Raw genomic sequence first — 25450 nt, forward strand, 5'->3', positions numbered from 1 at the left:
GGCAAGATGCCTGTTCCACAACATAATATAATTTACTCGTTACCAGGCTGGAGCCTGGTAACGCAGATCCCGAGGCTCTGCCTCCATTTTGGGCACCGAGGCAGAGCCTCTAGATATGGGTTCCCAGACTGGAGCCTGGGAACCAGTTAAATTAACTGTGGCACGGGCATCTTGCCCGTGGCGAATATATGAACAGGCAAGATGCCTGTTCCACAACACAATATAATTAATTCATTAATTAAGTAATTGTGGCACGGGCATCTTGCCTGTGGCGAATATATGAACAGGCAAGATGCCTGTTCCACAACATAATATAGCAATCCTAAATGAATTGTGAAAAGGCATCAAATCTTTTCAAGTTAGGAAAATTGAAAAGATTATATTTAGCAAACAATTGAAATAAAAGATTAACAATATTAAAATTCTTGCCGAAACGATAAAACCTCCTAAGCAAACTTTTTAATTGAAACCAAATTGCTTCAACTGGATTTTCTTCGGGTGCATAAAGGGCAAAAAGTTCACAAGTAATTTTCCATTCCGATTTGGCTAGTCCTTCATTTTGTTTTGCTAAAAAATTCTGCATATTCTCTCCGGTATGATGTCTGACTCCATCCCAAAATATTAACAATCTTTTTCCGACATTTTTTTTTGTAAATTTTCGACAAATTTGACAGTATTTTCTCCATTTCCTGTTGAATATTTTTCGAGAATTAAATCTGGTTCTAACAAATTTAATGCACCATAATAAGTTTGTCTATCTTTATAATTATTAATTGGTATTTCCACGCGTTCTTTTGACTTTCCCCATGCTTCACCTACAATGTCTCCTCCCATTAAATGGCATTCGTCTATTGCATACACTACAAGCTGTCCCGACTCTATTTCCTCTCTATTATCTTCGAGAATTTGGTTGATTTTTTCATTTCTTTTTTTGACTAATTCTTCATTTTTTCTCGGATTTACTTTTTCAGCTTTTTGTCTGGTTATCTTCGCTTTTCTGTAAATCTTATAGTAACTTTCTTTCGATTCAAATATGACATCGTACTCCTCTATTAAATATATTTCTAGTTCGGATATATCCCAATATTCTTGGCATGATAACCACTGTATGGTTGATTCTTCCTCTTCTCTTGTTAGCTTGGTTTTCGCTCCTCTATAGCCTAATCTTAGACCTGGTATTCCTTGTGTTATAAATCTTTTTTTCCATTTACTTACATAACCTTGAGATACATTTAGTATATTTTCTATCGCTCTGTACACATAACCTTGTAGAGCCAGTTTTACGGCTAAGGCTCTCTTCATTTCTCGCGAGTCTCCATTACTATTTATAAATTTGATTAAACCTTCTATTTGTCTTTCTTTTTCATTTTGATTGGCTTCCATTTGCTTTCTTCCCTTTCATTTATTATCAAACTTTTCTATTTTACCATAGAAATCCATATTTACATCTCAAATGGAATTGCTATATAATTTACTCGTTACCAGACTGGAGCCTGGGAACCAGTTAATTGATATATTAGTTGTGAGTTATGAAGGAGCTATAACTGCTAAAGCTTGGGGAATGACTCGGAATTGTGCAGGCGTGTAAGTTGTGATTTCACCGTCGGTATTAATCGGACGGCGTTTGCTAGTATTAACCTCAAATTCTTGAGCTTGCAATGTGCGAACGTTAGGCCGACTGGTATGATTTCCTTGCTTCATAGCCGGCAGTAAACCAATGATTTCCCACCAGTTTTTTGTTTCCAAACTGTACAAATCCAGTCGCTTGTCGTCGATTGTGGCATCCTCAGCAACTGTCATCCCGCCGCCGTAATAGCGACCGTTGCCAATGGCAATTTGAATAGTTTTCACCTTAAAAGATTGGTTGTTTACCTTAATTTCTGCTCGGAACGGTCGCGCTGACAAAATTGTCTGCAAAGCAGTAAAAGCATAAGCTAAAACTCCCCAGCGCTGCTTCACGTTTTTAGTCAGCCGCTGGGTAATTTGCACGCTCAATCCCAAACTTGCCACATTAAAAAAATGCTGGCCGTTCACCCAACCCAAGTCTATTAGCCGAACTTTACCCCTGGCGATTACTTGACAAGCTGCGGATAAATCTGTAGGAATTCCCAGAGTGCGGGCTAGGTCGTTAGCAGTTCCCATGGGCAAAATACCCAAGGGTAACTTGGTGTCTATCAAACCTTCTATGGCGGCGTTGAGAGTGCCGTCGCCACCACCGATTATTACTAATTCAACTCGATTTTGGTAGCGGCGAATTGTGTCGGGAAGTTCGCGGGCGTGATCCGTAGATTCTACCATTAACTCAAAACCCCGTGCTTCTAATTCTACAGTGGCTTGAGATAATAGCTTTTGCCCTTTTCGAGAGTGCTGGTTTACTAAAAGTAGAGCTTTCTTCATTTGTTGATTTTTAATGGGGAATATTGAGTGTTTTTAATTACCAAAAGTATAGCTTGATGGCTTAACTGGATCACATTAATGCTTGATTTCGATTTTACCAATTATGCTGGATTGACAAAAATGTCAAAAAATGGATAATTGTAACAAAAGATTGCTAAAAAGTATCTTGCGTTCTCCACTAGCTGCCATCTACCTAGCTCCTTAAAGAAGTAAAACTAAAATTATGTCTAATTTTTTAGAAGAAGCGCAAGTCGCTGCCGATCGCCAAAACTGGCCCTTGTTAGTTGAATGCTTGCAGCAAGTGACAGCCGACGGTAGCAAGCCGCAGGAACAACATATTTTAGAGCAAGCTGTCAGTTTAGCAATACAAGCCTTGGAATGGGGCGATTTTCAAGACCGCTGGGAAATTGCTAAAGTATTGCCAAATCTGGGAAATGGCGCGATCGCACCTTTAATTGCCGTACTCGAAGACGAAGACGCTGACACGGAACAGCGATGGTTTGCAGCCCGCATTCTCGGAAAGTTTGTGAAGCGAAGCTATCCCGTAGGGAATCGCCCGGAAGTGATTCAAGCTTTAGTAGAATTAGTCAAAAATTCCGACGAAGAATTGAGCCAAATCGCCACCGAAACTCTAGGGAGTTTGGGCTGCACAGCAATAGAATCCCTAGCAACTCTTTTGCAGCAAGAAGACTCGCGACAGTTTGCAACAGCAGCACTCGCCCAAATTCGGCGCACCGAAACCATCGCACCGCTGTTGAGCGTAGTCGCCGACTCTCAAGTTGCTGTGCGAGCAGCCGCAATCGAGGCCCTGAGCAGCTTTCACGACTCCCGCATTCCGCCGATACTGGTAGCAGCACTCAAAGATCCGGCAACAGCAGTCAGAAAAGAAGCCGTGCGAGCTCTCGGCGCGCGCGCCTATTTAGATGCAGAATTAGATTTAGTTAACTTGCTCAAACCTTTACTTTCGGACATCCGATTAGAAGTTTGTCAGCAAGCGGCGATCGCGATCGGGCGAGTGAAAACCGATGCTGCAGCGGCTGCTTTATTTGAATTGCTGCGATCGCCCATAACTCCAGTTGAATTGCAAATCGAAACAGTGCGCGCCCTAAGCTGGATGGAAACTGCAACCGCTTTAGCATATTTGCATCAGACATTAATGGCACAAGTTACTAACATAAATTCTACAGTTTGTCAAGAGATAGTCACTGTTTTAGGGCGAGTAGAAAAGCCGGAATTAAAAGCTGCTGCTGCTGAAATTCTGATTGATTTACTGAAAACCGGTCATTTGGCCGTGCAGGAGGCAGTTAGCAAAAAAGCTTTAGCTTTAGGTTTAGGAAAATTAGGAGATATGAGAGGGCTAGATGCTCTGATTTCAATGTTGGGCGACGCCGACAGCAGCGTCAGGCTACACTGCACGGCTGCGCTCAAACAGCTAGGTGCTACCAAGGCAAGGCAGAAATTAGAAAGTTTAGTTAAGCAAGACAATCTCGAACCAAGATTGAAACAAGGAATTGCGATCGCCCTGCAAGAATGGCAATAAAATCAAGAGCGAGCGGATTAGCCGAAAACATTTAAATTTAGGGTGCGCCATAAACACCTTACATAGAACTTAAATATTGAATTTTGAACTCGATAACTGAAAAATCAAAACTTTAGCTTTGCTCAATTGGCAGCCGCACTCGGAAAGTCGAGCCGAGTCCTTCCCCAGGACTTTCGGCCCAGACACTGCCGCCGTGGAGTTCCACGAGATGGCGGACGATCGCCAATCCCAGTCCCAGCCCGCCGTAATTGCGTGTAGAAGTGCTGTCAGCTTGGCGGAAGCGATCGAACACAAAGGGCAAAAACTCCTTGCTGATGCCAATTCCCGTATCGCTGACAACGATCGAAACAGAGTGAACCGGAGACAGCCCAGACAACATGGCGCCACCCGCTGCTCCCGGTTCCCCATCCTCCGAGAGCGTAATTTCCACGCGACCCGACGGCGGCGTAAACTTAATAGCATTCGAGAGCAAATTCCACACCACCTGCTGCAAACGAGTAGCATCGCCCCTCACCAAGCTCACCCCTTCGCCACAAAAACTCACCAATTCAATTCCCCTAGCTTCAGCATCAAGACTCAGTGCCTTCACCGCCGTTTCTACAATCCGCACCAAATCCACCGGGAACAGCTTCAAACACACTTTGCCGCTCACAACCCGGGAAACGTCCAGCAAATCCTCAATCATCTGAGTCTGCAACCGCGCGTTTCGCTCAATAGTCTCCAAACCCACAGCCGTTTTTTCAGCACTCAACTGGCGCTGCCGCAGCATCTGGGCCCAGCCCAAAATCGCGTTCAGAGGCGTCCGCAACTCGTGAGAAAGCGTTCCCAAAAACTCGTCTTTAATCCGGTTGGCCTCCGCTGCTTCCCGGTAAAGCCGCGCATTGTCGATCGCCACCGCCGCATCCCGCGCCAAATCCTCCAGCAAAACCAAATCGCTCTCCCCGCAGCGGCGGCCCGACTCCCCGCACAGCAACGAAATCACTCCCAGCGTCCGCCCACGAGCGATCAGTGGCACGCAGATTGCCGACAGCACCTGGGATTGGGATCGCAGCACCAACTGCAGTTCCCTGTCCGGCACAACCGCCTCGATCACCCATTCCGGTATTTCTGGGTAGAGCTTCGACTCACCAGTCCGTAGCACCTTGGCTACTCCGTGCCGTCCCTGGGGGTCTAGTGGCATACGCCGATCGATTTGCCACAGCAGAGCGACTTTGCTCGGATCTGAGTGAGCAACTGCTTGCAAGCGGATTGAGCCGTCGGCATCAAGCAAATGCACACAGCACCAATCCCCCAGCCCCGGTACTGTTAAATCTGCCAAACCTTGCAGCGCCTTCTCGTAATCCAGGGAAGCCGACGACAGCAAAGCCAAAGCTTGAGCGTTAAAATATGCTGTTTGGGCCGATCGCTGGCGATCGTCAATATCGGTACAAGTCCCGAACCATTTGAGAATTTTCCCTTCAGCGTCCAGCACGGGCAATGCTCTACCCAGATGCCAGCGGTAAGCTCCGTCAGATGCCCGTTTAAAGCGGTATTCCACCTCGTAAGTCCTCCCCGTCTCCACCGAGGTCTTCCAGCTTTCTACGGCATCTTCCACGTCATCTGGATGCAGTGCGAGCTGCCACCCCCAGCCTTGAGTTTCCTCCAGCGTCAAGCCAGTATATTCAAACCAGCGCTGGTTGTAGTAGTCGAACCAGCCGTCGGCTGTGGCAGTCCAAACTATTTGCGGGATGGCTTCAGCGAGAACGCGGTACAACTGTTCGCTGGCTTCGGCTTCGCGGCGGGCGGCCTGTTCCCGCGCCAATGCCCAATTCCGCTGTTCTTCGGCTTCTTTGCGATCGGTGATGTCGCTAATCACGCCGATCCATTTGCAGGGATTGCCTTGTTTGTCAAGCACTGCTTTGCCCCGATCGATCCAGTGGAGCAAGCCGCCCCGTTGGCACTGAACGCGGTATTCCTGAAAAAATGGGGTGGCAGAACTGTCTGGCGCACTCAAATACCGATCGACTGCTGCCAAAACTCGATCGCGGTCGATCGGGTGCAATATGTTGTTCCAAGCTGCTCTTGTCCTCGGAAATCCACCTTTTGCGTACTCCAAATGTTCGTCTACATGACCGAACCACAGCACGATGCCGGTCTCGATATCCCATTCGTAAATCAAATCGCTGGCACTTTCTGCAGCAATCCGAAACCGCTCTTCAGACTGTCGCAGCACTTCCAGAAAATTAAAGCGTTCCGTCACGTCCAAAACCAGAGACAGCACCGATATCAACTGTCCCGAATCGCTGTAAAAAGCCGAATTGTACCACTCGCAGTGTACCAACGAACCCGACTTATTATAATTGCTGTTGCGAACTACATTCCAGCGATTTTCTGGTTTTTTTAAACTATAAACTACAGATTTTACCTCTTCAAAATCGCCCTTAGAAATAAAGTTCCATTCGCTAAAATGCTTGCCTAACACTTCTATTTTTTCCCAGCCAAAAATCTTCTGTGCCGCCGGCGACCACCCGCTGAGACGAAAATCTTCATCCCACTCAATCACCGCTAAGGGCGTATTTTCAAAATGAGAAGTTAGTTTTTGCAGCGCCTCGCGCAGCGATGCTTCTACTTGCTTGCGCTCAGTAATATCGCCAAAAGAAATAGCAATGCCGTCGCCCAATTTAACGGTCATAATCCGAAACCAGCCGACAATGCCTTCGCTTTCGCTGTTGTAATAAATCTCGGTATCGAGGGGAATTCCTGTTTCTATAACTTCGACGTAACGGTCAAACAAACCGTTATCTTTATGACCGGGCAGGACTTGCAGCAATCGCTTGCCGATTAATCCGCCCGGGGTATTCTGCTGAATTTTTGCCGCTGCGGGATTGACGTATTCCCATTCAAAATCCACAATTGTGGATTCGTCGCGGATGCTGCGGAACACGTTAAAACCGTCTAGAGATAATTCCTGAAAAACGCGGAAGCGTTCTTCGCTTTCTTGCAGCTTGTCTACAGTGTCAAGCAGGAGATCCTCGACTCGCTCGCGCTGTGTTATTTCTGCAAGCAATTGCTGGTTAATTTGCTGGAGTTCGGTTGTGAGGGAGGGGACGGAATTTGTAATAGTAGAGTTGGCTTGCGGTCGATCGACCTTTTGGGTTAAGAGCGCCGTATTTCCTGGAAAAGAGGCCACCCCAGCCAAAGCCAACACTTGAGAAAGCGAGGGTATCAGGGACGCTACAGCCCACAAAGAGATGATAGCGGTCAAGGCGGCGATCGAACTTGACAGCCCGTAGCTGGGATGCACCAGCATCCAAACTTGCATCAGGTGAGTTGTCCCGCCGCAGAAAAACCAGGCTCCCAATAGGAGAAACCCCTTGCTCATAGGCACGTCTCGCTGCTTCCGGGCATAGTATGTCAGAAGTGCTGGAATTGAATAATAAGCCAAGGCAATTAACAAATCGCTGACCGCGTGCAGTCCCATCAACTGGGGTTGCCACTGGCAACAGCCATCTGGCGGAATAAAATTGTGGTTAAATGACATAATCTTAATAAATGGCAGCATTTCGGCTTTCCTGTGCGATCGATCCTAGTTGCACTTGTGTTGCTGACCCGCTAATTTCTAGTTTATACACAAAAAAACCTAAAACAAAAGTGACTTTAGTCCGGGGAGGAAAGTTCACAGCAGGCTTTAACCTGCCTGCAATATTAGTACATTTATTGAGAGGTTTAGGGAGAGTCAGGTACTATAATGCTCAAGGAGGTACGAAATTAAATGCTATCTTTTGAATTCACAACTTACGGAAAAACAGAGCAATTCAACTCACTTGATGAAGGTATTACTAGAGTGCCGTTCATTGAAACGGTTTAGCTAGGAACTGGCAATATTCGATAAATTCATCTTTATGGAATCTATTTTTTGATAATTTTGCAGATTCATAAATACCTTCAACATAGGAGAATCGACCTCTACTTGGAGGTTCAGAAATCCTGCCGGAGCAGATTAATGCTTGGAACGCAGCATCCCCGCCTCTGGTCTCGGAATCAAAACTAATCTGTACCTGTATCAAAGTCTACTAAATTCTGCTACTACATCGGTTAATGTCACAGATTATCTTCCAGTAAAATTTCTGAAACCATCTCGAATTAAACCTCCATGCGCTTAGAGCAGCTTCAAGCATTTCTTTCAGTTGCTGAAACTGGTAGCTTTCAGCAAGCGGCCCGGAAGTGTGGCGTTACCCAATCGACTATTAGCCGCCAAGTGCAGGGATTAGAAGCGGAAGTGGGTTTGTCGCTGTTTCACCGCACTGCCCACGCGAAGCTGACTGTGGGAGGGGAATGCCTACTGCCTCACGCTCGCAAAATCTGTCAGACTTGGCGAAATGCTGCTGAAGAATTGGGAGACTTACGGGCGGGAAAGCAGCCGGAACTCTGCGTGGCTGCGATTCATTCGGTTTGCGCTGCTTATTTGCCGCCTGTGCTGCAAAAGTTTTGCCGTGACTATCCAGACGTGCAGTTGCGGGTGACTTCCCTCGGCAGCGATCGAGCCCTGAAAGTCCTCAAAGATGGTTTGGTGGACATAGCGGTGGTGATGAACAACCGCTATTTTACTCAAGCCCCGGAAATGTTGGTTGAGGTGCTCTACAATGAGCCGATCGAGGTGTTGATGGCGGCGGGTCATCCCCTGGCCCAGTACGAACGAGTACCTTGGCCGGAATTGATTTGTTACCCGCAAGTGGTGTTTAAGGACGGGTACGGAATGCAGCGGATGGTGCAAGAACAATTTGGACGCATGGGTGCTAAACTTCATGCTGTTTTGGAACTCAACACTCTTGATGCTTTTCGGGGTGTGGTGCGACAGGGAGAGTTGATTGCTTTACTGCCGCATTCAGCTTTGGTGGAGGCGAAGGGCGATCGCACTTTAGCAATTCGGTCGATCGCCCAAGATCGGTCAAATTCCAAGGTTTCGACGATCGGTCAATTGGCAGCAGATCCGACTTGGACTCGCGAAGTGGTGTTGGTGACAACTCACGATCGAATGCAAATTCCGCCGATCGCCCATTTCTGGAATCTGGTACGCGAATTTGTGCCGCCATTTGATGTAATCAAGGTTGAAAAATCTGGGAGTTAATTCGCCAGTTATCATGTTTGTCTGTTGACTGTTGTCTGTTGTTTTTCTAATAACAACATGACTTACTTAAAAAGTGTTTTGACGCGCTACTTATAGCGGTAAGGTTCGCGCGGCGCACCCTACATATTGAGGTTATGCGTCCAGAACCAATAACCAATAACCAATAACCAATAACCAATAACCAATAACCAATAATCAATAACCAACTTCACAAGTTATGAGTGACGCATTTAGAGAATTGCTGCGAAAAATTGGCAGCGGAGTACACACAGGAGAAAACTTAACTCGCTCCGAAGCAGCAGCAGCCACGCGGATGATGCTGCTGGGAGAAGCAACACCGGCTCAAATTGGAGCTTTTATGATTGCCCACCGCATTAAACGGCCCACTGGGGAAGAATTAGCCGGAATGCTTGATGCTTATGAACAATTGGGGCCTATGCTTGCCCCCCCAAACCGAGAAAAAGGGTTTGCCGTCTCTACCGTCGCCGTGTTTGGCGTTGCTTACGACGGGCGATCGCGCACGGCTCCAATTAGCCCTCTAACAGCCCTAATTTTAGCCGCCTCTGGCGTCCCAACCCTCATGCACGGGGGGGATACCATGCCAACGAAGGAAGGCATTCCCCTGATTGAAATTTGGCAGGGTTTGGGAGTGAATTGGGGAAAACTGAGTTTAGAAAAAGTCCAGCAAGTTTTTGACAGTACGGGTTTAGGTTTTGTTTACCTTCCCAAGCATTTTCCTCAAGCCGCCGCTTTAGTTCCCTACCGCCGCGAAATTGGTAAACGGCCACCTTTTTCGACAATGGAGTTGATGTGGTGTCCCTGTGCCGGCGACGTTAACGTCATATCGGGCTACGTCCACCCGCCTACAGAAGGTATGTTTCAAAAAGCCTTTGAGCTGCGCGGAATCAAAAATTATACCACAGTCAAAGGATTGGAGGGAAGCTGCGATTTGCCGCGCGATCGTACTGCGATTATCGGCATTGCTAAGCCGGATGCTGAGTTTGAACGAGTGCTTTTAGCCCACGGAGATTACGGTTTTAGCAGCACAAATCCTGCCTTTGAATCAGCCCCAGAGTTATTAAAACAAATGCAGGAAGTGTTGCTGGGAAAACCCTCGGAATTGATGCAGTCCGCTATCTGGAACGGCGGCTTTTATCTGTGGCGCAGCGGAGTTTGTTTGGATATGAGTTCGGGTTTGATTGAGGCAGAAACTTTATTAAGTCGGGGTCAAGTCGTGCAAAAACTTGAGGAAGTTAGCCAAGCCGTTAGTGTTTTGAGTTGACAGTTGACAGTTGACAGTTGACCGTTAACTACTGACTACTTACTACTGACTACTAGACATCTCCAATAATTATTGTGGAACAGGCATCTTGCCTGTTCAAAACAGACAATTCTTGCGATAACTACTGACTAATGACTAATGACTACTGACTAATGACTACTGACTACTGACTAATGACTAATCATAAAATTGCTGTAATTGTGCTTGCAGGCGGTCAAAGTTCGCGGATGGGTAAGGATAAAGCTTTGCTGGAAATTGAGGGCAAATCCCTATTGCAGCGGGCGTTGGACGTTGCCGCAGTTGTAACCCCCGAAGTTTATGTTCTGACTGCTTGGCCCGATCGCTATCGATCGACCTTAACCGAAACATCCCAATTTCTGGTAGAGTACAATCCGGGCTCCGGGCCCTTGGTTGCATTGACTCAGGGATTGACAGAAATTGCCGCCGAGTGGATTTTACTGTTAGCTTGTGATTTGCCTTTGTTGGATGCCCAGATTATTCAGAATTGGGCAAGTCAGTTAACCGAGTTTCCCCCATCTACTTTAGCAGTTGTGCCTTATCAAAATTCGCGCTGGGAGCCTTTGTGCGGCTTCTACCGCCAACAATCTCTGGCCAGTTTGCAAAGTTTTATTGACAAAGGTGGACGTTCCTTTCAAGTGTGGTTAAATCAAATCTCCGCAATCCCTCTACCTGTAGGGGAACGAGAGGCAGTAATGTTATCGAATTGCAATACATTAGAAGAGTTTGAGCAATTAAAAGGTAAAATGAGTAACGGTTGACGGTTGACGGTTGACTGTTGACTGCTGACTGTTAACTGACTAATGACTAATGACTAATGACTAATGACTAATGACTACTGACTACTGACTACTGACTAATGACTACTGACTAATGACTACTGACTAATAACTAATTACTAATGATTAACCAATATTGGTTGCTCGATCGCGATATAACTTTCCTCAATCACGGCTCTTTTGGGGCCTGTCCGATTCCCGTACTCGAAGCGCAAACCATTTTTCGAGAACAACTGGAAAGAGAACCATTGCGCTTTTTACTGCGGGAATTTGAACCCTTGTTGGATAATGCAAGAAATCAGTTAGCAGCATTTATCGGTGCGGCTGAGGAGGACTTGGCTTTTGTGCCGAATGCCACGACGGGAGTCAATGCTGTTTTGCGATCGCTTTGTTTTTCTCCGGGCGACGAATTGCTCACTACAAATCAGGAATACAACGCTTGCCGCAACACACTTAATTTTGTAGCCGAGCGTACAGGCGCTAAAGTAATAGTAGCAGAAGTCCCCTTTCCAATTGAGTCACCCGACCAAGTTATTGAAGCAATAATTAAGTGCGTTTCACCGCAAACAAAGTTAGCCTTATTAGACCACGTTGTCAGCCAAACAGGTTTAATTTTTCCCATCAAACAGTTAGTGGGGGAGTTAGCTAACCGTGGCGTGGATGTATTGGTAGACGGAGCTCACGCGCCGGGAATGGTAGCACTGAATTTAGAGGAAATTGGCGCAGCTTATTATACGGGAAATTGCCACAAGTGGCTGTGCGCGCCGAAAGGTGCGGGATTTTTATACGTGCGGCGCGACAAGCAAGATGCCATTCGGCCCACTACAATCAGTCACGGTGCTAACTCGCCGCGCGCTGATAAATCACGATTTCAATTAGAATTTGACTGGATGGGAACAGTCGATCCGAGTCCCTATTTGTGCGTGCCTGTAGCTATTGATTTTATGGGTTCTTTGTTGAGCGGCGGTTGGCAGGAATTGAGGGCAAAGAATCATGCTTTAGCATTGGCGGGGAGAAAAATATTGGCGGACAAATTAGATTTGCCGCTGCCTTGTCCTGATGAAATGGTGGGTTCAATGGCTGTTGTGCCACTGGCAGACTCCCAGTCTGATGTGGTTGCAAAGGGAGGAATTCCACCTTTGCAAGAGGCGCTGTGGGAGATTTTTAAAATTGAAGTTCCGGTGATTCCTTGGCCGGATGCTAGTAAGCAGTTGGTGAGGATTTCGGCTCAATTATACAATACTTTGCCGCAGTATCAATATTTAGCTAATGCCCTAGTTGAGCTGACGAGAATTTGAGCTGGAGCTTCCCGAAAACAAAGATCACACCCAGCTACAAACAGTTATAGGTTTGTAGTTAGGGTGTCGGTTCTCATAGTTTGGATGAATACAGACTATTTGTCCTTACTATAAACGTAGTAATGGTTATACAAATAGCCACCATAAGAGGAAAAATCATGCTAGAAATCACCTTCATTGCTCTTGAATTGGGATACTTTTTACATAAAATAAAAAAAACAAAAAAATCGCTCTAAAACCCCATAGCCCTAAACTTCGCCAATCCGCCCAAACCGAATAAAGTTTGTAAATAACCAGCGAAAAATCCTAAGTTAAAACAGGGTTGTCAAAGCGGATAGCGCACAACTTCCGCGCAACAGAATATAATGTATCCACACTTGCATTTTTGCAGACAAAAAAAGGAAATGAAAAGAGGCGAATACCATGTCCAATGCCATGATGGTAATTTACCCCTATCGCGAACAGTACACCTGGGTTTTTGACGACAAGCGAGTCGGACTTGTCCGAGAACCATTTGTTCAGGGCGTCCCCGAAATGATTAACGCGCTTGTCGCAGACATTCCCAATGCCGCTCAAGGTTTCCGACTTTTATTTTCAGCCAATCCATTTCCCGGATATCAAGCAGAAATGCTGTGGTTGAAAGCAGAATACGGCGGTAACTGGTATCGGTGGGAATCGAAAAATCTCGAAGGCTGGCTGTGCCCGGCTATGTTCAAATACTTTCCAGAAGCACCGCCCAAGTTTTACTGCAAAGCTGAAAAACTGCAATAACCAACAGCAAGTCAATGAAAAACTTGTCAATTTTTAAAAGAGACTTTGTTACACCAGTCGATCAAATTTCTCGAAAAAAGCCTAAATTATTCCTGTATATAGTGGGGCTATTTTTCCTAGTTTTCACAGCCGCCATCTCGGCCACATTGGGGGCAATTACCGCCCTTTTAGCTCCCGTGGAACCCCCAATTATCAATAGAGTATTAGAGGCGACGGGCTTTGACTATCTATCCTCCAACCGCTCTGGATACCGCCTGTCGCGCTCAGTTAATATCTTAATATTGGGAATTGACGGGGTGCCGGAATCTGTCGCCAATGGCCCTAAGATTTTTGAGGGTCGCAGCGATACAATACTCTTATTTCACCTCGAACCTAGAGATAAATCTATTAGTTTGCTTTCAGTTCCACGAGATACTCAAGTCGAAGTTCCCGGAATTAGCTTCAGCAAAATTAACGAAGCCAATGCTAGAGGAGGAGCAGCTTTGGCGACGCGATTGGTTAGCAGTATGCTGAACAATACGAAAATTGAACGATACGTGCGAGTCAGCAGCAATGCGTTTCGGGAATTAGTCGATTTGTTGGGTGGAGTTGAGGTATTTGTACCTCGCGCGATGTCCTATACAGATACCGCTCAAAAGTTAAAAATAAACTTAGGCCAGGGATGGCAAACTCTCACCGGAGAACAAGCAGAACAATTTGCTCGATTTCGCAACGATGGTTTAGGAGATATCGGCCGCCTTCAGCGACAGCAATCTTTAATTCAAGCTATTCGGGACCGCCTCGCAAGTCCATCAGTATTGGTACGCTTGCCACAAATTGTTCGATTGATGCAAAAATATGTGGATACAAACCTAAATTATGAGGAAATATTGACGCTAGCCAATTTCGGTTTGCAATTGGAGCGAGATAATTTTAAAATGGTAATGTTGCCTGGACGTTCTAGTTCAGAAAAAGGGGATTTGAGGAGTTATTGGATTGTAGATGCGCTCGGGCGCGATCGCATTATGACACAATATTTCAACCAGAGCGTGCCGGATTTTGAACAAGGACGAATTCGCAATCCCAGCGAATCCGTGTTGCCCAAAAACCTCAAAATATCTGTCCAAAACGCTTCTAGCAAACCGACAACCGCAAAAAACGTTGCTGAATTTCTTACAAAAAAGGGCTTTTTTAATGTATCTGTAGTGCAGGATTCGCCCCTGAAGCAGCGTCAAAGTCAAATTATTGTTCAGCAAGGCGATTTAGAGGCAGCCAATCTACTGCAAAAAGAATTAGGAAGCGGTAAAATTGAAGCATCTTCTACGGGTGAAATCTATTCTGACTTGACACTTCGCGTTGGCGAAGATTGGGTAAAGCGATTTTAATTAGTCATTAGTCATTAGTCATTAGTCAGCAGTCATTAGTCATTAGTCATTAGTCATTAGTCATTAGTCATTAGTCATTAGTCATTAGTCATTAGTCATTAGTCATTAGTCAGCAGTCATTAGTCATTAGTCAGCAGTCCACAGTTAACAGTCAACAGTCAACAGTCAACAGTCAACTATGCCCAATTCCCCATTCCCATCATCATGAAAAGTGTCTTCCGAATTTTCCTGAGCCTGTTTTTAAGTTTAGTGTTGGCTGTTGGGTGGGTGCTGCTGAGTGCTACTCCGGCATTTGCCCTGCCGAAAACAAATATTAATTACACAAATATTAATTTGTCCGATCGCGATTTTTCCAACTCCGATTTAGCGGGGGGAACATTTGTCGCTGCTGAAATGCGGGGAACAAATTTTAAAGGTGCTGATTTAACTAATGCGATTTTGACTAAGGGAGTTTTGCTGAATGCCAACTTGTCAGGTGCTAACCTCTCCGGCGCTTTGGCAGATAGAGTTACATTCGACGGCGCTAATTTGACGAATACTAATTTTTCCGAGGCAATTATGACTCGAACTCGGTTTTTTGATGCTGCAATTTCCGGCGCTGATTTTACTGACGCGATTATCGACGCTTATCAAGTGACTCTCCTGTGCGATAAAGCAGATGGTGTCAATCCCGTGACGGGAGTTTCTACCCGCGAAAGTTTGGGATGTCCGTAGGAATTCACACTTAAACAAAATCCCTGGCTACTTATTTGATTAAATGCACCTGTAGCGAGGTAAAATACACAAATTAAAGCCCCTCTCCTGCAAGGCGAGGGGTTTGAGGAAATTTCCAACTATGGGCTCTATCGAGCGCTACAAATGCCTGTGCTGGCAGTACCAACTACCAAATCGGAATTCAACAGCAAATCTAAATCGGTGTCGGGATTAACTGCATACAAATCGACTTTATCTCGACCCAAAAATACCCCGATCAAAGTCCCGATTCCCGCACCGCCGAGCACCTCTTCAGTCGCGATCGCCCGATCGCCCGTAACACCTGCGATCGCCGCCGCTGCTGCTGCACCCAACGCCGTATTCTTAACCAGATTGCCAACATTAACGCCCTTGGTAACAGTTTCTTTCCTAGTAATCACTTGCGAAGTCGCATTGAGAGGCACTCTGCTGCCGTTGAGTATACTTAATTCTTGAGCCACAAACTGAACGCCCGAAGTAGTCGATCGCAATTCGCCGCTAATTTTCGAGCCTTCCGGTATCAGCACTTGGCCATTATTGCCCGTGATATCCGCAGCTACAGTCAGCGTAATCGGAGACTTGTCATTAGGGGCGAGCAAAATCTTGCCTTTTGTGTACTCGATGGGGATAGTCACCCCCCTGGGAATTTGCACAGCAACAGACTCGCTAACATCAATCTTAGCAATGTAAGGAGAATTAATTGCTCTTGCCTGATTGGTACTCACTAATGTTTGATAGATAAAAGCAGCTACTTCAGCTCGCGTTGCTGACTTGTTTGGCTTGAGAGATTTAGGATTGGGATAGCTGACAACCAACTGTTTTTCAGTAGCAGCAGCAACGCTTTTGACAGCATAAGTTTGAATCTCACCCGCATCATTATAGTAGCTGAGAACATCTTGAAAATCGCACGTAGGCTCATAGCCCATGCCGTTATTTAAAGCGACTACAACTTGAACGCGAGGAATTTGCTGTGTCGGCCTGAAAACATTGCCGGGATAGCCAGACATCCATCCCATTTCGTAAGCTTCGGCGATCGCCCCGCTTGCCCAAAAATTAGATGGAACATCGGCAAACCTTACAGCAGCGCGGGTTTTTGCCTTTGTCACCGAACGGATCATTGCCGCAAATTCAGCCCGCGTTACTGGTGCATCCGGGCGAAAACTACCATCGGGAAATCCTTTGATAATTCCTCTTTCTGACAAATCTTGAATAAAGTCTTTTGCCCAGTAGTTATTATTAACATCCGAAAAAGCTGTCTGAGCAAAAGCAGGCCCGGGAGTTAGCATCGGCGCTGCGGTTGCTGCAACTGTTCCCAAGGTTAATAAAACAGATGTACCAGATTTAATGCGATGTAATACAGACATTTTTGATTCTCCAATTTACACAAGTTTTTTATTGACGACGACAAGCAAGCTGTTAATAGGCTGATTGATTCCTGCCTAACTTGCTCTTTCCCTCACTTATGTAATCATTGTTGAATTTTTTTATTTTTCGTGGGGGGAAGATACGGTCTTTTAAAATAAATATTTTTATGGTGATTGGGGAATTTTAAAATGCTTAAATTCCTTAAAATCCTTATGTTGCTTATCTCCCTTATCTACCTTAAATTTATACAGTCCTGGATGCAGAACCTGTATTATGTAGGGGCAGTGCCAAGAGTGCCCGCCCTCGCTCGACTTGACTAATGACTAATAGCGACTAGCGGTTCCCAACTTGTCACATCTTCAAATAAAGATTGATAGCCCGCTGCATTGGGATGAAGTCCATCTGCAATCAAGCGCGATCGCCACCAATCACTGCCCCGATTTACCCATTTATCAAAAATATCTAAATAGGGAATTCCCCGCAACTGACAAGCTAATTTCGTTGCCTCTTTATACCGATATTGGTCAGCATGATTGTAATACAAACAATCTTGAAAAGGCATTTTACTTTCATCCACCGGCACCATCCCGACAAATATCACCGGACAAAGTTGTTGAGACAGGTTTAACAAATGATCCAAAACAGTTTTAAAATGTTCAAAATCAGTGTAGCTGCGCCCGGTAGGCGACTGCACTCTCGCCGAATCGTTGAGGCCTACCGAAAGAATAATCGCATCCGGGAAACGGTTTCTCAGTTCGCCACGGTGGCGAAACTCGTTTTCGAGCCGCTGGGAGACTTGATAGGTGCGATCGCCCCGAACGCCCAAATTGTATAAAACGTGTCCTGCACTCTCCGGTAACATCCACTGGCGCCGCAATCTTTCCACCCAACCACCACCTACACCGTCGCCGAAACCGTAGATTAAGCTGTCACCGAAAGCAACCAATTTGAGGGGATGAGAATTTCCCCGATGCAAGTGACCAAAGGAATAGGCTGTTGCTACCTGCATAAGCAATGATACTCAGTTAATAAATTATGAATCTTGACATACTAGACTAGAATGTAACATTACATAAAGTAGGTAGTCTCATGGCTAATAAGCGTCCACCCTTCGATTCTACTCAACTAACCCGTCGCGCGGAAGAGTTGATCAGTGCTGCATCCAACCGCTATCGGATTACGGTGCAGGTGGCGAACCGCGCAAAACGCCGTCGCTATGAAGATTTTGACAATATGGACGACCATCAAATGAAACCTGTAATGCGGGCGATATTTGAGATGTCGGACGAACTGACTCAGCCGGAAATTATCGGACTCCCCTAGACTTCGGGAGTTTTGGGTTTTGAGTGGTGAATTGCGAGCAATTTTTTTAAACTCCACACTCAAAACTTTCTCAAACTAGACTGGCGGGCCTGGGCGAGAAACCCGGTTTCTTCTTAGCTGTCTCGTTGACAAACTTCAGATTTTCCTAAACCGGGTTTCTTTTCCTACGTCCTAAAATTACAAACTAGGACATCTGCTTGGGGGTAAGTTTATGAAATTATTCTATTTGTGAAATAATTGTCAAAACCGTGAAGAAATTAAAGCTGGGCTTGAGTTTTCTGTTCGTTACTTTGAGTGTGGCGATTTTCACGCTTTTGAGTTGGGTATTGGAATCGGGCGAACTGAGTCTGTCGGCTTTGGAACCTTCGCTGCTGCGGAGTTCTGAGTCTGCCTCAGTACAGCGGGTTGCTCAACAATCCGCGCCGCCGCAAGTGAGGGTGCAAGATGCGTGGAAATTTGTGTATGAAAAATTGCCGGATTTCCCGATCGAAAATAACTACATTTCCAAGGAAACTGGAAAAGTCGATCCTACCAATACTTTAGTCGGGCGGTTGATTCGATATCACGTATTTGTCAAAGGACGGCCGCCCAATTACCGCTTTGATTGGAAGTTGAGTTTAGCTGACTATTTGGGCGCGACTCCCGATTATTTGGTGGAAAGCGTGTATCCGGGAAAGGACGTTTTGCGCTCAAATCCAATGGAACAGGATCGCGCTGCTATTCAAAGGTTAAATAGAGTACAGCGGGATGCTTTGGTTGAAGCTTTGGTTGATGTTTTTACGGAGAATTCCGGGCGTGGGCGCACACCGACGGCGGGGGAAAAACCACAAGGGCGATCGAATTCCCCGGAGATACCGCAGCCGCAGCCGGGAGATGCGAAGTTGCTGGCACCTTAATACTCAGGAATGCAGAAACCGGGTTTTTTACAGAAATATTGCTTTTGAGCCTTTAACACAGGTAAAAAACCCGTTTTATTTCGTATTTATGGGTATGTTTTACTAATCTAAAATCCAAAATCTAAAATCTAAAATCCCTTAATGGTGGAACGTGTAATTAAAACGGGTGTTGGGTGGCGTTTGGGATGGAACCCGGAGGCCCAGGAGTTTAAGGGTTTGGTGGCTGGCGACGGTTGGGCTCACGAACTCACGGAGGCTGAGTTGAACGATTTTTGCCGATTGTTGGGGCAATTAGCCGGCACAATGAGTCAAATGGCCTCTGAGTTAATGGACGAGGAAAAAATAGCCATTGAAGCCGAAAGCGACTTGCTTTGGGTGCAGGTGGAAGGCTATCCCGAAGCTTACAGCGTGCAATTGATCTTGAATGCTGGCAGGAGGTGCGAGGGTTTTTGGCCGACTGCTGTGGTTCCGAGTTTGGTGCAGGCTGCAAAAGTTTTAAAAGTTTTTTGACTTTTTCGGGAATTCTATGCTAAGCTGTTAAAGCTGTCGGGGCGTAGCGCAGCTTGGTAGCGCACTACTTTGGGGTAGTAGGGGTCGTGGGTTCAAATCCCGCCGCTCCGATTGTGATAAAACCTTCTCTATGAGGAGGTTTTGTTGTTTTAGGGCCGACGACGCAGCTCTTACCATTCTCAATTAGGGGCATCGGCCCAGAAACAAGAATCAATCTCTGCTTACGAACAGTCTATAGCTGTATCCTCAAATTCAAAGGCTTTGCGATCGCTTCGCGACCCTCACAATGAAATTAATCATAAAAAAATGGCGTTTGTACTTGACAAACGCCATTTTATAGAATTACAAACGTGGCGTCTTATCTTGTTTAAACGACGCTAACAATTCGCGAATTTGGTCGGCCGCAATCTCGCGCCCGCCCAAACCAAAAGCTAGAGCAATGCCAACTGCGATCGCCCCAAGCAGCAGCCCGAAAGCCAAATTCACAATATCGCTGCCAATGCCCATCTGTTGCAGCGCCAAGGCCGAAACAAAGGCAATAATCGCAATCCGAGCCGCTTGGCCCAAAAGCCGCGCTTGACGAGTTCCAGAACTGGCAATCAAACTAAACGCCAGATTCGCCAAATACAAGCCGATCGCAAATACCACCAAACCTGCCAGCACCCTACCTGCAACCAGGACAATACCGCTAACAATCGCTGTCAGTGCCGGAATCCCCAGCACATCGGTAGCTGCCACCACAGCAAACAGCATGATGCCCACCTGTACCACGATGCCGACAAATTCCGAAGGCGTGCGGGCCGGAAGTTCCGGTTCTTGAAGAAACGTTGCCTCCGGATCGATCGAACTCGGCGGTAGCCGCAGTCGCTGTTTCGGCTGCTGCACTCCCAACCAAGAAAAGATATTGTTAAAGCCAATTCCCGTCAGGATATTAGTCACCAAATCGCTGATCCAGCGCCCCAAAAAGTAAGCAACCCCCAGAATTAGCGCTGCTGTAAAAATGTTGGGAAGCGCGCCCAGAATCGTGTTGAGCATCGCGATTGCCGGCTGCGAAATCGCCTGAATGTCCAAAGCGTTCAGAGCTGCGATCGCCGTTGGAATCAAAATCAAAACATAGACGATCGTACCGACAATCCACGACAGCGATTGTCCGCCCGAAGTCCGCGAAATTCCAAACCGAGTGCCCAAACCGTCCGCCCCAGCAGCAGCCAACAGATTCGTGACAATCCGCCGCACCACCATAGCCAGCAGCCAGCCCACAAACCCAATCACCACAGCTTCCAGAATTTTCGGAATTGCCGCCAGAATTTGGTTGAGTAAATTATTAACCGGTAGCAGAGCCTGCTGCATTTCCAGTGAGTCGAGAATCAGCGGCAAAAACAGCAGAAAAATGAACCAGTACAGCGCATTCGCCACAGTATCGCTCAGCAGCAAAGGGCGCTCAGTGGGCGCAGCGCCCACCTCCTGATTCAAGCGCTCGTCCACGTTAAAAGCCCGCATCGCCCGCGATACGGCCATTTTGGCTACAGTCGCCAACACCCAAGCAATCCCCAACCAAATTAGCGCGCCGGCTAACTTCGGCAAGAAACCGGTAATTTGATTCAGAAAAGTATTGAGGGGTTGCGAGACAGCCGTTAGATTCAGCCGGTTGAAAAAGGCAATTAGGAAAAAGACAAAAATGATCCAGAACACCGCGGCGGAAATCCATTTTTCCACTTGCGGGGCTCCAGCTCCTTCCGGGCGCCCGGTAATCCAAGCAGCTAGCCGATTGTCGATCGTAGTCTTCTTGAGCAATCCCCCCACTACAGATGAGACGAGGGCTGATACTATCAAGCCAATGAGCAGGATACCGACGGCCCAGAGGAGATTTTCAATGTTTGAGCCCTGAATGAAATTGTTAATTCCGCGTTCCGCATCTGTCAGGGGATTCCCGGGCTGGGCCTGGGCCAAAATGCGATCGGACAAAGCCGCTATGGGGCCCGATATCGGTTGAGTTATTTCTTGCCAAGTTTCATTCATTTTTTTCTCAGGTTAACGTCACAGTTGACAAGGACAAGACGAAACTTTAATAATAGTTCCAAAAAATCTAGACATCGCCTAAATTTAATGTTTGTACACTTTTAATGTACTGGGTTAACTACAAAACCCTCTATCGAATTTGGGATAAACCAATCTCCGACTGCTTTTGGGCCAATATTCAAATAACCGTTTACATCGGCATTGATGAAGCGTCCAGTTTTGGTTCTGAACAATTCTCTTTTTATCCTACTGCCAATGTAGTCGGAATGTTGTTGAATTGGTTCCCAATCCAAAGCTGAACATTGGGAGGTGTAACTCTCCTCAACTAACAGAAGTTGAATTCCAGCAAGTTGTCCTTTGTACTGCAACATTTGCACAAACCGGCGATGGGGAATACAGGGATAATTTTGATTATTAACCTTACCAGTATTAATCCCATCTTTAAAATCATCGTTCCAGCCTATAGCCAGCAAGCCAATTTGATGATTAACGAGTTCTTTAATAATTGCGGAACTCGTCGTGTGGAGGTAGTAATCCACTTTACAGTTATGCTTGTGCCACAATTTGGCGAGTTTTTTACTGTTTTTTTCCGCTACTGGCAGCAATAATTTCAATGCCGATGAAACTTGATTGCAGTATTGGTTTCTTGACTTAACACCCCGTCCCTTGTAGATTGTCGGTACTAACCCAGGAATATTGTAGGTTAATGTTGCCAGATTGTTTAATCCTAAATCTATGGCAGCTACTATCTGATTAACTTGTAAAGGCTGTTCTAACTTTTCAGAGAGCACCTCGACAACATAACAACTTATTTTGGGAACAATCCGGATTTCCAGAATCGAGGTGACTTTTGAGGGCAACCAAATATTAGTCCCAGAGGGACGAACATATCCTTTTTTTAAGGCTTTTTTGCTGACAGCTTGACAATTAAATACAAGTACATAGCGCCCGTCCTCTCTTTTTCGATCTCTTGAACCTTGATAATGAGGGATTTGCGGTGCGGTTTTAAATTTAGTGGTGTCTTCCTGATAGTTTCGCACCCCTAGATAGTAGCTAGTCCATGCTTTGATCACTAAGCCGATCGTGCTTTGTGCTAATTTTTCGGGCAGTGCTTTGTAATCAGGACTTGTTTTGAGGGCGTGATCAACAGCCAGAGCGTTTGTTTGTTGGCTAGCGAAAATTTTTTTACGGTAGATGTAGTTAGCGCTATTGTAAAGATTTTTGCACAGCAAAGACAGTCTATCGGCTTCTCGATAAAACCTATGATTTGGTTTAATGATGTGCCTTTCGACTAACTCCATAATCGGTATATATACTTTAATTCAAGATGATACACTGTATTTATGAGTGTGTCAATCTTTTAATTTCTGGAAAAATTGACGTTACAAGTAAATAAAGGACTATCAAGTAAGCAAAGTTTTGTAATACCCTCCTTGTTGCAGGTTCTCATGTCAATTCGTCAAGTTTTCGAGCAATCCATTGAAATTCGCGCTGCTGCTACTCTGGTGGAGCAATGTATAGTCGATCGCACTTTAATGCACAAGTGGCTCAATCCCCTGCTACGCTGCGATCCCCAGGGCGAATGGGATACTGCCGTAGGAAGTCGCAGCTTATTTATCATAAAAATTCCCGTTTTGCAACCCTCTTTAGAGAGTGTTGTGTTGGAGCGACAACCCGGTTTAATTGTTTGGGGGTTTGACGGATTTTTCAAAGGATGCGATCGTTGGGAATGCCAGCCGCAAATCCAAGGAACTCTCTTGATTAACCGCTTTGAATTTCAAATTCCCAATCGTTTAATTAGATTTGGTTTCAATCGCTTTGCAGCCCCTTGGACAGAAAAAGATATGAAAGACCAACTCCGCCGACTCAAGCGGGTAGCCGAGCAACTATCTCAAAAAATGGGTAAGGGGTAATAGATAATGGGTAATTGGGAAGTTTTACCTTCGCGTAGCCGAATAATTGGTAATCGGTGATGAGTAATTGCTAATACCTGAAAGCTAGAGCTAATAGGAAAAAAGCACCAATTCCCAATTCCCAATTCCCCCTTTCCCCTTCCCTCCAACTTCAGTTATTTATTTCGCACTTCCCGATGAATTGGGCTGACAAATCATTTCTCTCGCCGAATTCACGGCTTGGTTAGCCGTATTTTGCAAAGCCGGGGAATTCTGATACAAAGCTTGCAAATCTTGCACATCTTTAGTCACTCGCTCGTAAATAACCATCGCTTGATTGCCGTCAACTTCTAAAGCAGTAGGGCTGTAATTTTGCATCACTTCAATCAGCGATATTTTGCCATCTTTGGAAGCTGCGACTAAAGCATCGCGCAGTGCGGGTACGCTTTGAAGCCGAGCAGTCGGGGCATAAGCAACCTCGCCCAATTCTTTGAAAATAATTTCCCCAAAATAAGTGCTTGCTAGCCGCGCTACTAATTGGGAATCTAAAGGCACTTCTCGCGTTAATATTTCGCGCACCGACTCGGGAGTTTGTTTCGCAAGACTCAGAACGCTTTGCAGTTGAGATGATGCTTGGCCTGTTTGTGCAAAGCTTTGTAAGTCGCTCATCGGTAATGTTACGTCAACAGCACCGTATTTTACGGTAACATTATCTAATGCAAAGGCTTTGCCGCTGCTTAGGAATACTGCACTTGTTCCCAGCAAAAGCGCCAAACCTAATGATAAAGACTTTGACATTCTTTTGGTTAAATGGGCTGACAGCGGTTGCATTCCGTTGAGATAACCTTGTTGAAACTGAAAGTTCATGAGTTTGTGCCTCTTTACGTCAAAATACTTTTTAGAACGCTCGTCTGTGCGGATATCAGTGCGGATATCAATCGGGAAAGTCGAATCGGGATTTCCGTAAATGACCTATGATTTTACAGTCAAGTCAAGCAAATTCAACCTATCAAAAGATAGGTGTTAATTAACAATTAATATGTTATAGTTAATTGTTTGCCAAATTTTAGATCCCTTGGCACAAATGATAAAAGCGAAATTTCGTCGTCAGGCAGCAGTTTATTGAGTGTCACTTTTATGTCTTATAGTGTGCTGTGCGACATATAGCGAATTTAAGTTCAAAGATCCCGATCGAGCCGATCGACCAATTGGCGAATTCTAGCAGCATCAGGAGCATTCGGAGCATTTCTCAGGTATAGTTCCAAATCGTGGCGCGCTTCTACCAAGCGTCCCAGTTGATAATAGAGAATTCCGCGATCGCGCCGTTCCCCCAGCGCATCGGGAAACAGCAGCAAAATCCGTTCGATCGCCCAGAGTACCCTCACAGCATCTCCCTGTTGCAAGTAAATCGCCTTCAGATTTCCCAGCATTCGCCCCAACAAATGTCGGCGACTTACCGGGGCGAGAAAAGTCTGCTGCAACTCCATAGGTTGCCCATAAATTTGAGAAAGTCTGGCTTGACAATCTTCAGGAAACAAGATTTCGCCACCGTTAAACGCATCAACAAAAATACCAGCATCTTCAAAATCCGGTCTAATTAAAAAATGTCCTGGCATCCCAATTCCCACCATGGGAAAATCAATCCGCTTAGCAACCTCCAAATAAACCAAAGATAAAGAGATCGGAATACCAGTACGCCGATCGATCACTTCATTCAAAAAGCTATTGCGGGGATCGTAATAATCAGCATCGTTGCCCGAAAACAGCAACTCCCCGTATAAATAGCCGTTAATAGTTTGAATAATCCGCAGCGGATAATTCTGTGCCGGCAGGCGATCTCGCACTTCATCTGCGATCGTGTCGAGAGCGTTGAGATACTCCTCTGGCTCTAAATTTGGGTATTCTTCCAAAGCCATATAAAGGGCAGCTTTCGCCAGGTCGATCGAGCCATCAGGCTGATTAATTTCTCGATAAAAGAGTTGTCGGGCGATCGGAAAATCCATATTTATTATTGATTTATTTTTAATTTACATTCTGTACCCATATCAGGAACAGGCAAGATGCCTGTTCCACAACCAACAGGCAAGATGCCTGTTCCACAACCAACAGGCAAGATGCCTGTTCCACAACCAACAGGCAAGATGCCTGTTCCACAAC

The 25450-nt window shown here is 45.8% G+C and carries 22 protein-coding genes and 1 tRNA gene; 13 read left to right on the forward strand and 10 right to left on the reverse strand.

The window, feature by feature from the left end:
- Window positions 1-322: 322 nt before the first annotated feature.
- From QUA43_RS25285 to QUA43_RS25295, 3 genes are all read right to left on the reverse strand, one after another.
- Window positions 323-583, reverse strand: a complete 261-nt coding sequence (locus tag QUA43_RS25285) for a transposase (RefSeq protein ID WP_333377416.1) — start codon at window positions 581-583, stop codon at window positions 323-325.
- 38 nt (window positions 584-621) lie between these two features.
- Window positions 622-1383 carry an IS630 family transposase gene (locus tag QUA43_RS25290; RefSeq protein ID WP_333377418.1) on the reverse strand — a complete coding sequence of 254 codons (762 nt, stop codon included), beginning with the start codon at window positions 1381-1383 and terminating at the stop codon, window positions 622-624.
- Window positions 1384-1527: 144 nt separating this feature from the next.
- On the reverse strand, window positions 1528-2397 hold the full coding sequence (locus QUA43_RS25295) for a lipid kinase (protein WP_333377420.1): 870 nt from the start codon (window positions 2395-2397) through the stop codon (window positions 1528-1530).
- Window positions 2398-2620: 223 nt separating this feature from the next.
- On the opposite strand from QUA43_RS25295, the gene QUA43_RS25300 reads away from it, so the two are divergent.
- Complete coding sequence (locus QUA43_RS25300; protein ID WP_333377421.1) at window positions 2621-3937, forward strand: HEAT repeat domain-containing protein; 1317 nt, start codon at window positions 2621-2623, stop codon at window positions 3935-3937.
- Window positions 3938-4049: 112 nt separating this feature from the next.
- Here QUA43_RS25300 and QUA43_RS25305 read toward each other — a convergent pair whose 3' ends face one another.
- Window positions 4050-7478, reverse strand: coding sequence for a PAS domain S-box protein (locus tag QUA43_RS25305; RefSeq protein WP_333377423.1), 3429 nt, complete (start codon window positions 7476-7478; stop codon window positions 4050-4052).
- Window positions 7479-8069: 591 nt separating this feature from the next.
- Here QUA43_RS25305 and QUA43_RS25310 point away from each other — a divergent pair.
- The 7 genes from QUA43_RS25310 to QUA43_RS25340 all read left to right on the forward strand — a co-directional run bounded on the left by QUA43_RS25310 (window position 8070) and on the right by QUA43_RS25340 (window position 15270).
- Window positions 8070-9044: a LysR family transcriptional regulator gene (locus QUA43_RS25310; RefSeq protein WP_333377425.1), complete on the forward strand. Its 975-nt coding sequence runs from the start codon at window positions 8070-8072 to the stop codon at window positions 9042-9044.
- Window positions 9045-9261: 217 nt separating this feature from the next.
- Window positions 9262-10326, forward strand: coding sequence for an anthranilate phosphoribosyltransferase family protein (locus QUA43_RS25315; RefSeq protein WP_333377427.1), 1065 nt, complete (start codon window positions 9262-9264; stop codon window positions 10324-10326).
- Window positions 10327-10499: 173 nt separating this feature from the next.
- A complete protein-coding gene (locus tag QUA43_RS25320) occupies window positions 10500-11105 on the forward strand; it encodes a molybdenum cofactor guanylyltransferase (protein ID WP_333377429.1) in 606 nt (201 codons plus the stop codon).
- A 140-nt stretch (window positions 11106-11245) separates the two neighbouring features.
- Entirely contained in the window at window positions 11246-12421 is a 1176-nt protein-coding gene (locus QUA43_RS25325; protein WP_333377431.1) for an aminotransferase class V-fold PLP-dependent enzyme, read from the forward strand.
- Window positions 12422-12844: 423 nt separating this feature from the next.
- Window positions 12845-13192 carry a DUF6717 family protein gene (locus tag QUA43_RS25330; RefSeq protein WP_333377433.1) on the forward strand — a complete coding sequence of 116 codons (348 nt, stop codon included), beginning with the start codon at window positions 12845-12847 and terminating at the stop codon, window positions 13190-13192.
- Window positions 13193-13206: 14 nt separating this feature from the next.
- Window positions 13207-14556, forward strand: a complete 1350-nt coding sequence (locus QUA43_RS25335) for an LCP family protein (RefSeq protein ID WP_333377435.1) — start codon at window positions 13207-13209, stop codon at window positions 14554-14556.
- Between the two features lie 204 nt (window positions 14557-14760).
- Entirely contained in the window at window positions 14761-15270 is a 510-nt protein-coding gene (locus QUA43_RS25340; protein WP_333377436.1) for a pentapeptide repeat-containing protein, read from the forward strand.
- A 128-nt stretch (window positions 15271-15398) separates the two neighbouring features.
- Here QUA43_RS25340 and QUA43_RS25345 read toward each other — a convergent pair whose 3' ends face one another.
- Entirely contained in the window at window positions 15399-16652 is a 1254-nt protein-coding gene (locus tag QUA43_RS25345; protein WP_333377438.1) for an S-layer homology domain-containing protein, read from the reverse strand.
- A gap of 317 nt (window positions 16653-16969) precedes the next feature.
- Window positions 16970-17662: a GDSL-type esterase/lipase family protein gene (locus QUA43_RS25350; RefSeq protein ID WP_333377440.1), complete on the reverse strand. Its 693-nt coding sequence runs from the start codon at window positions 17660-17662 to the stop codon at window positions 16970-16972.
- 80 nt (window positions 17663-17742) lie between these two features.
- Between QUA43_RS25350 and QUA43_RS25355 the strand changes: the two genes are divergently transcribed.
- The 4 genes from QUA43_RS25355 to QUA43_RS25370 all read left to right on the forward strand — a co-directional run bounded on the left by QUA43_RS25355 (window position 17743) and on the right by QUA43_RS25370 (window position 19493).
- Window positions 17743-17976, forward strand: coding sequence for a DNA-directed RNA polymerase subunit omega (locus QUA43_RS25355; RefSeq protein ID WP_333377442.1), 234 nt, complete (start codon window positions 17743-17745; stop codon window positions 17974-17976).
- A gap of 248 nt (window positions 17977-18224) precedes the next feature.
- Window positions 18225-18872, forward strand: coding sequence for a hypothetical protein (locus tag QUA43_RS25360; RefSeq protein WP_333377445.1), 648 nt, complete (start codon window positions 18225-18227; stop codon window positions 18870-18872).
- A 141-nt stretch (window positions 18873-19013) separates the two neighbouring features.
- Entirely contained in the window at window positions 19014-19382 is a 369-nt protein-coding gene (locus QUA43_RS25365; RefSeq protein ID WP_333377448.1) for a DUF1818 family protein, read from the forward strand.
- Between the two features lie 37 nt (window positions 19383-19419).
- Window positions 19420-19493, forward strand: a tRNA-Pro gene (locus tag QUA43_RS25370).
- Window positions 19494-19724: 231 nt separating this feature from the next.
- On the opposite strand, the gene QUA43_RS25375 is transcribed toward QUA43_RS25370, so the two are convergent.
- A complete protein-coding gene (locus tag QUA43_RS25375) occupies window positions 19725-21401 on the reverse strand; it encodes a mechanosensitive ion channel (protein WP_333377450.1) in 1677 nt (558 codons plus the stop codon).
- Window positions 21402-21502: 101 nt separating this feature from the next.
- The gene (locus QUA43_RS25380) at window positions 21503-22702 is read right to left on the reverse strand and encodes a transposase (RefSeq protein WP_333377453.1); all 1200 of its coding nucleotides are present in this window, start codon (window positions 22700-22702) and stop codon (window positions 21503-21505) included.
- A gap of 147 nt (window positions 22703-22849) precedes the next feature.
- Here QUA43_RS25380 and QUA43_RS25385 point away from each other — a divergent pair, with 147 nt between their 5' ends.
- The gene (locus tag QUA43_RS25385; protein ID WP_333377456.1) at window positions 22850-23314 is read left to right on the forward strand and encodes an SRPBCC family protein; all 465 of its coding nucleotides are present in this window, start codon (window positions 22850-22852) and stop codon (window positions 23312-23314) included.
- A gap of 159 nt (window positions 23315-23473) precedes the next feature.
- Here the strand turns inward: QUA43_RS25385 and QUA43_RS25390 are convergent, their stop codons facing one another.
- Both QUA43_RS25390 and QUA43_RS25395 read right to left on the reverse strand, forming a co-directional pair.
- Complete coding sequence (locus QUA43_RS25390) at window positions 23474-24160, reverse strand: alpha/beta hydrolase (RefSeq protein ID WP_333377459.1); 687 nt, start codon at window positions 24158-24160, stop codon at window positions 23474-23476.
- A gap of 311 nt (window positions 24161-24471) precedes the next feature.
- Window positions 24472-25296, reverse strand: coding sequence for a transglutaminase family protein (locus tag QUA43_RS25395; RefSeq protein WP_333377461.1), 825 nt, complete (start codon window positions 25294-25296; stop codon window positions 24472-24474).
- Window positions 25297-25450 lie beyond the last annotated feature (154 nt).

Origin of the sequence: Microcoleus sp. N9_B4 (assembly GCF_036701635.1) — a bacterium.
Classification (GTDB): Bacteria; Cyanobacteriota; Cyanobacteriia; order Cyanobacteriales; family Microcoleaceae; genus Microcoleus.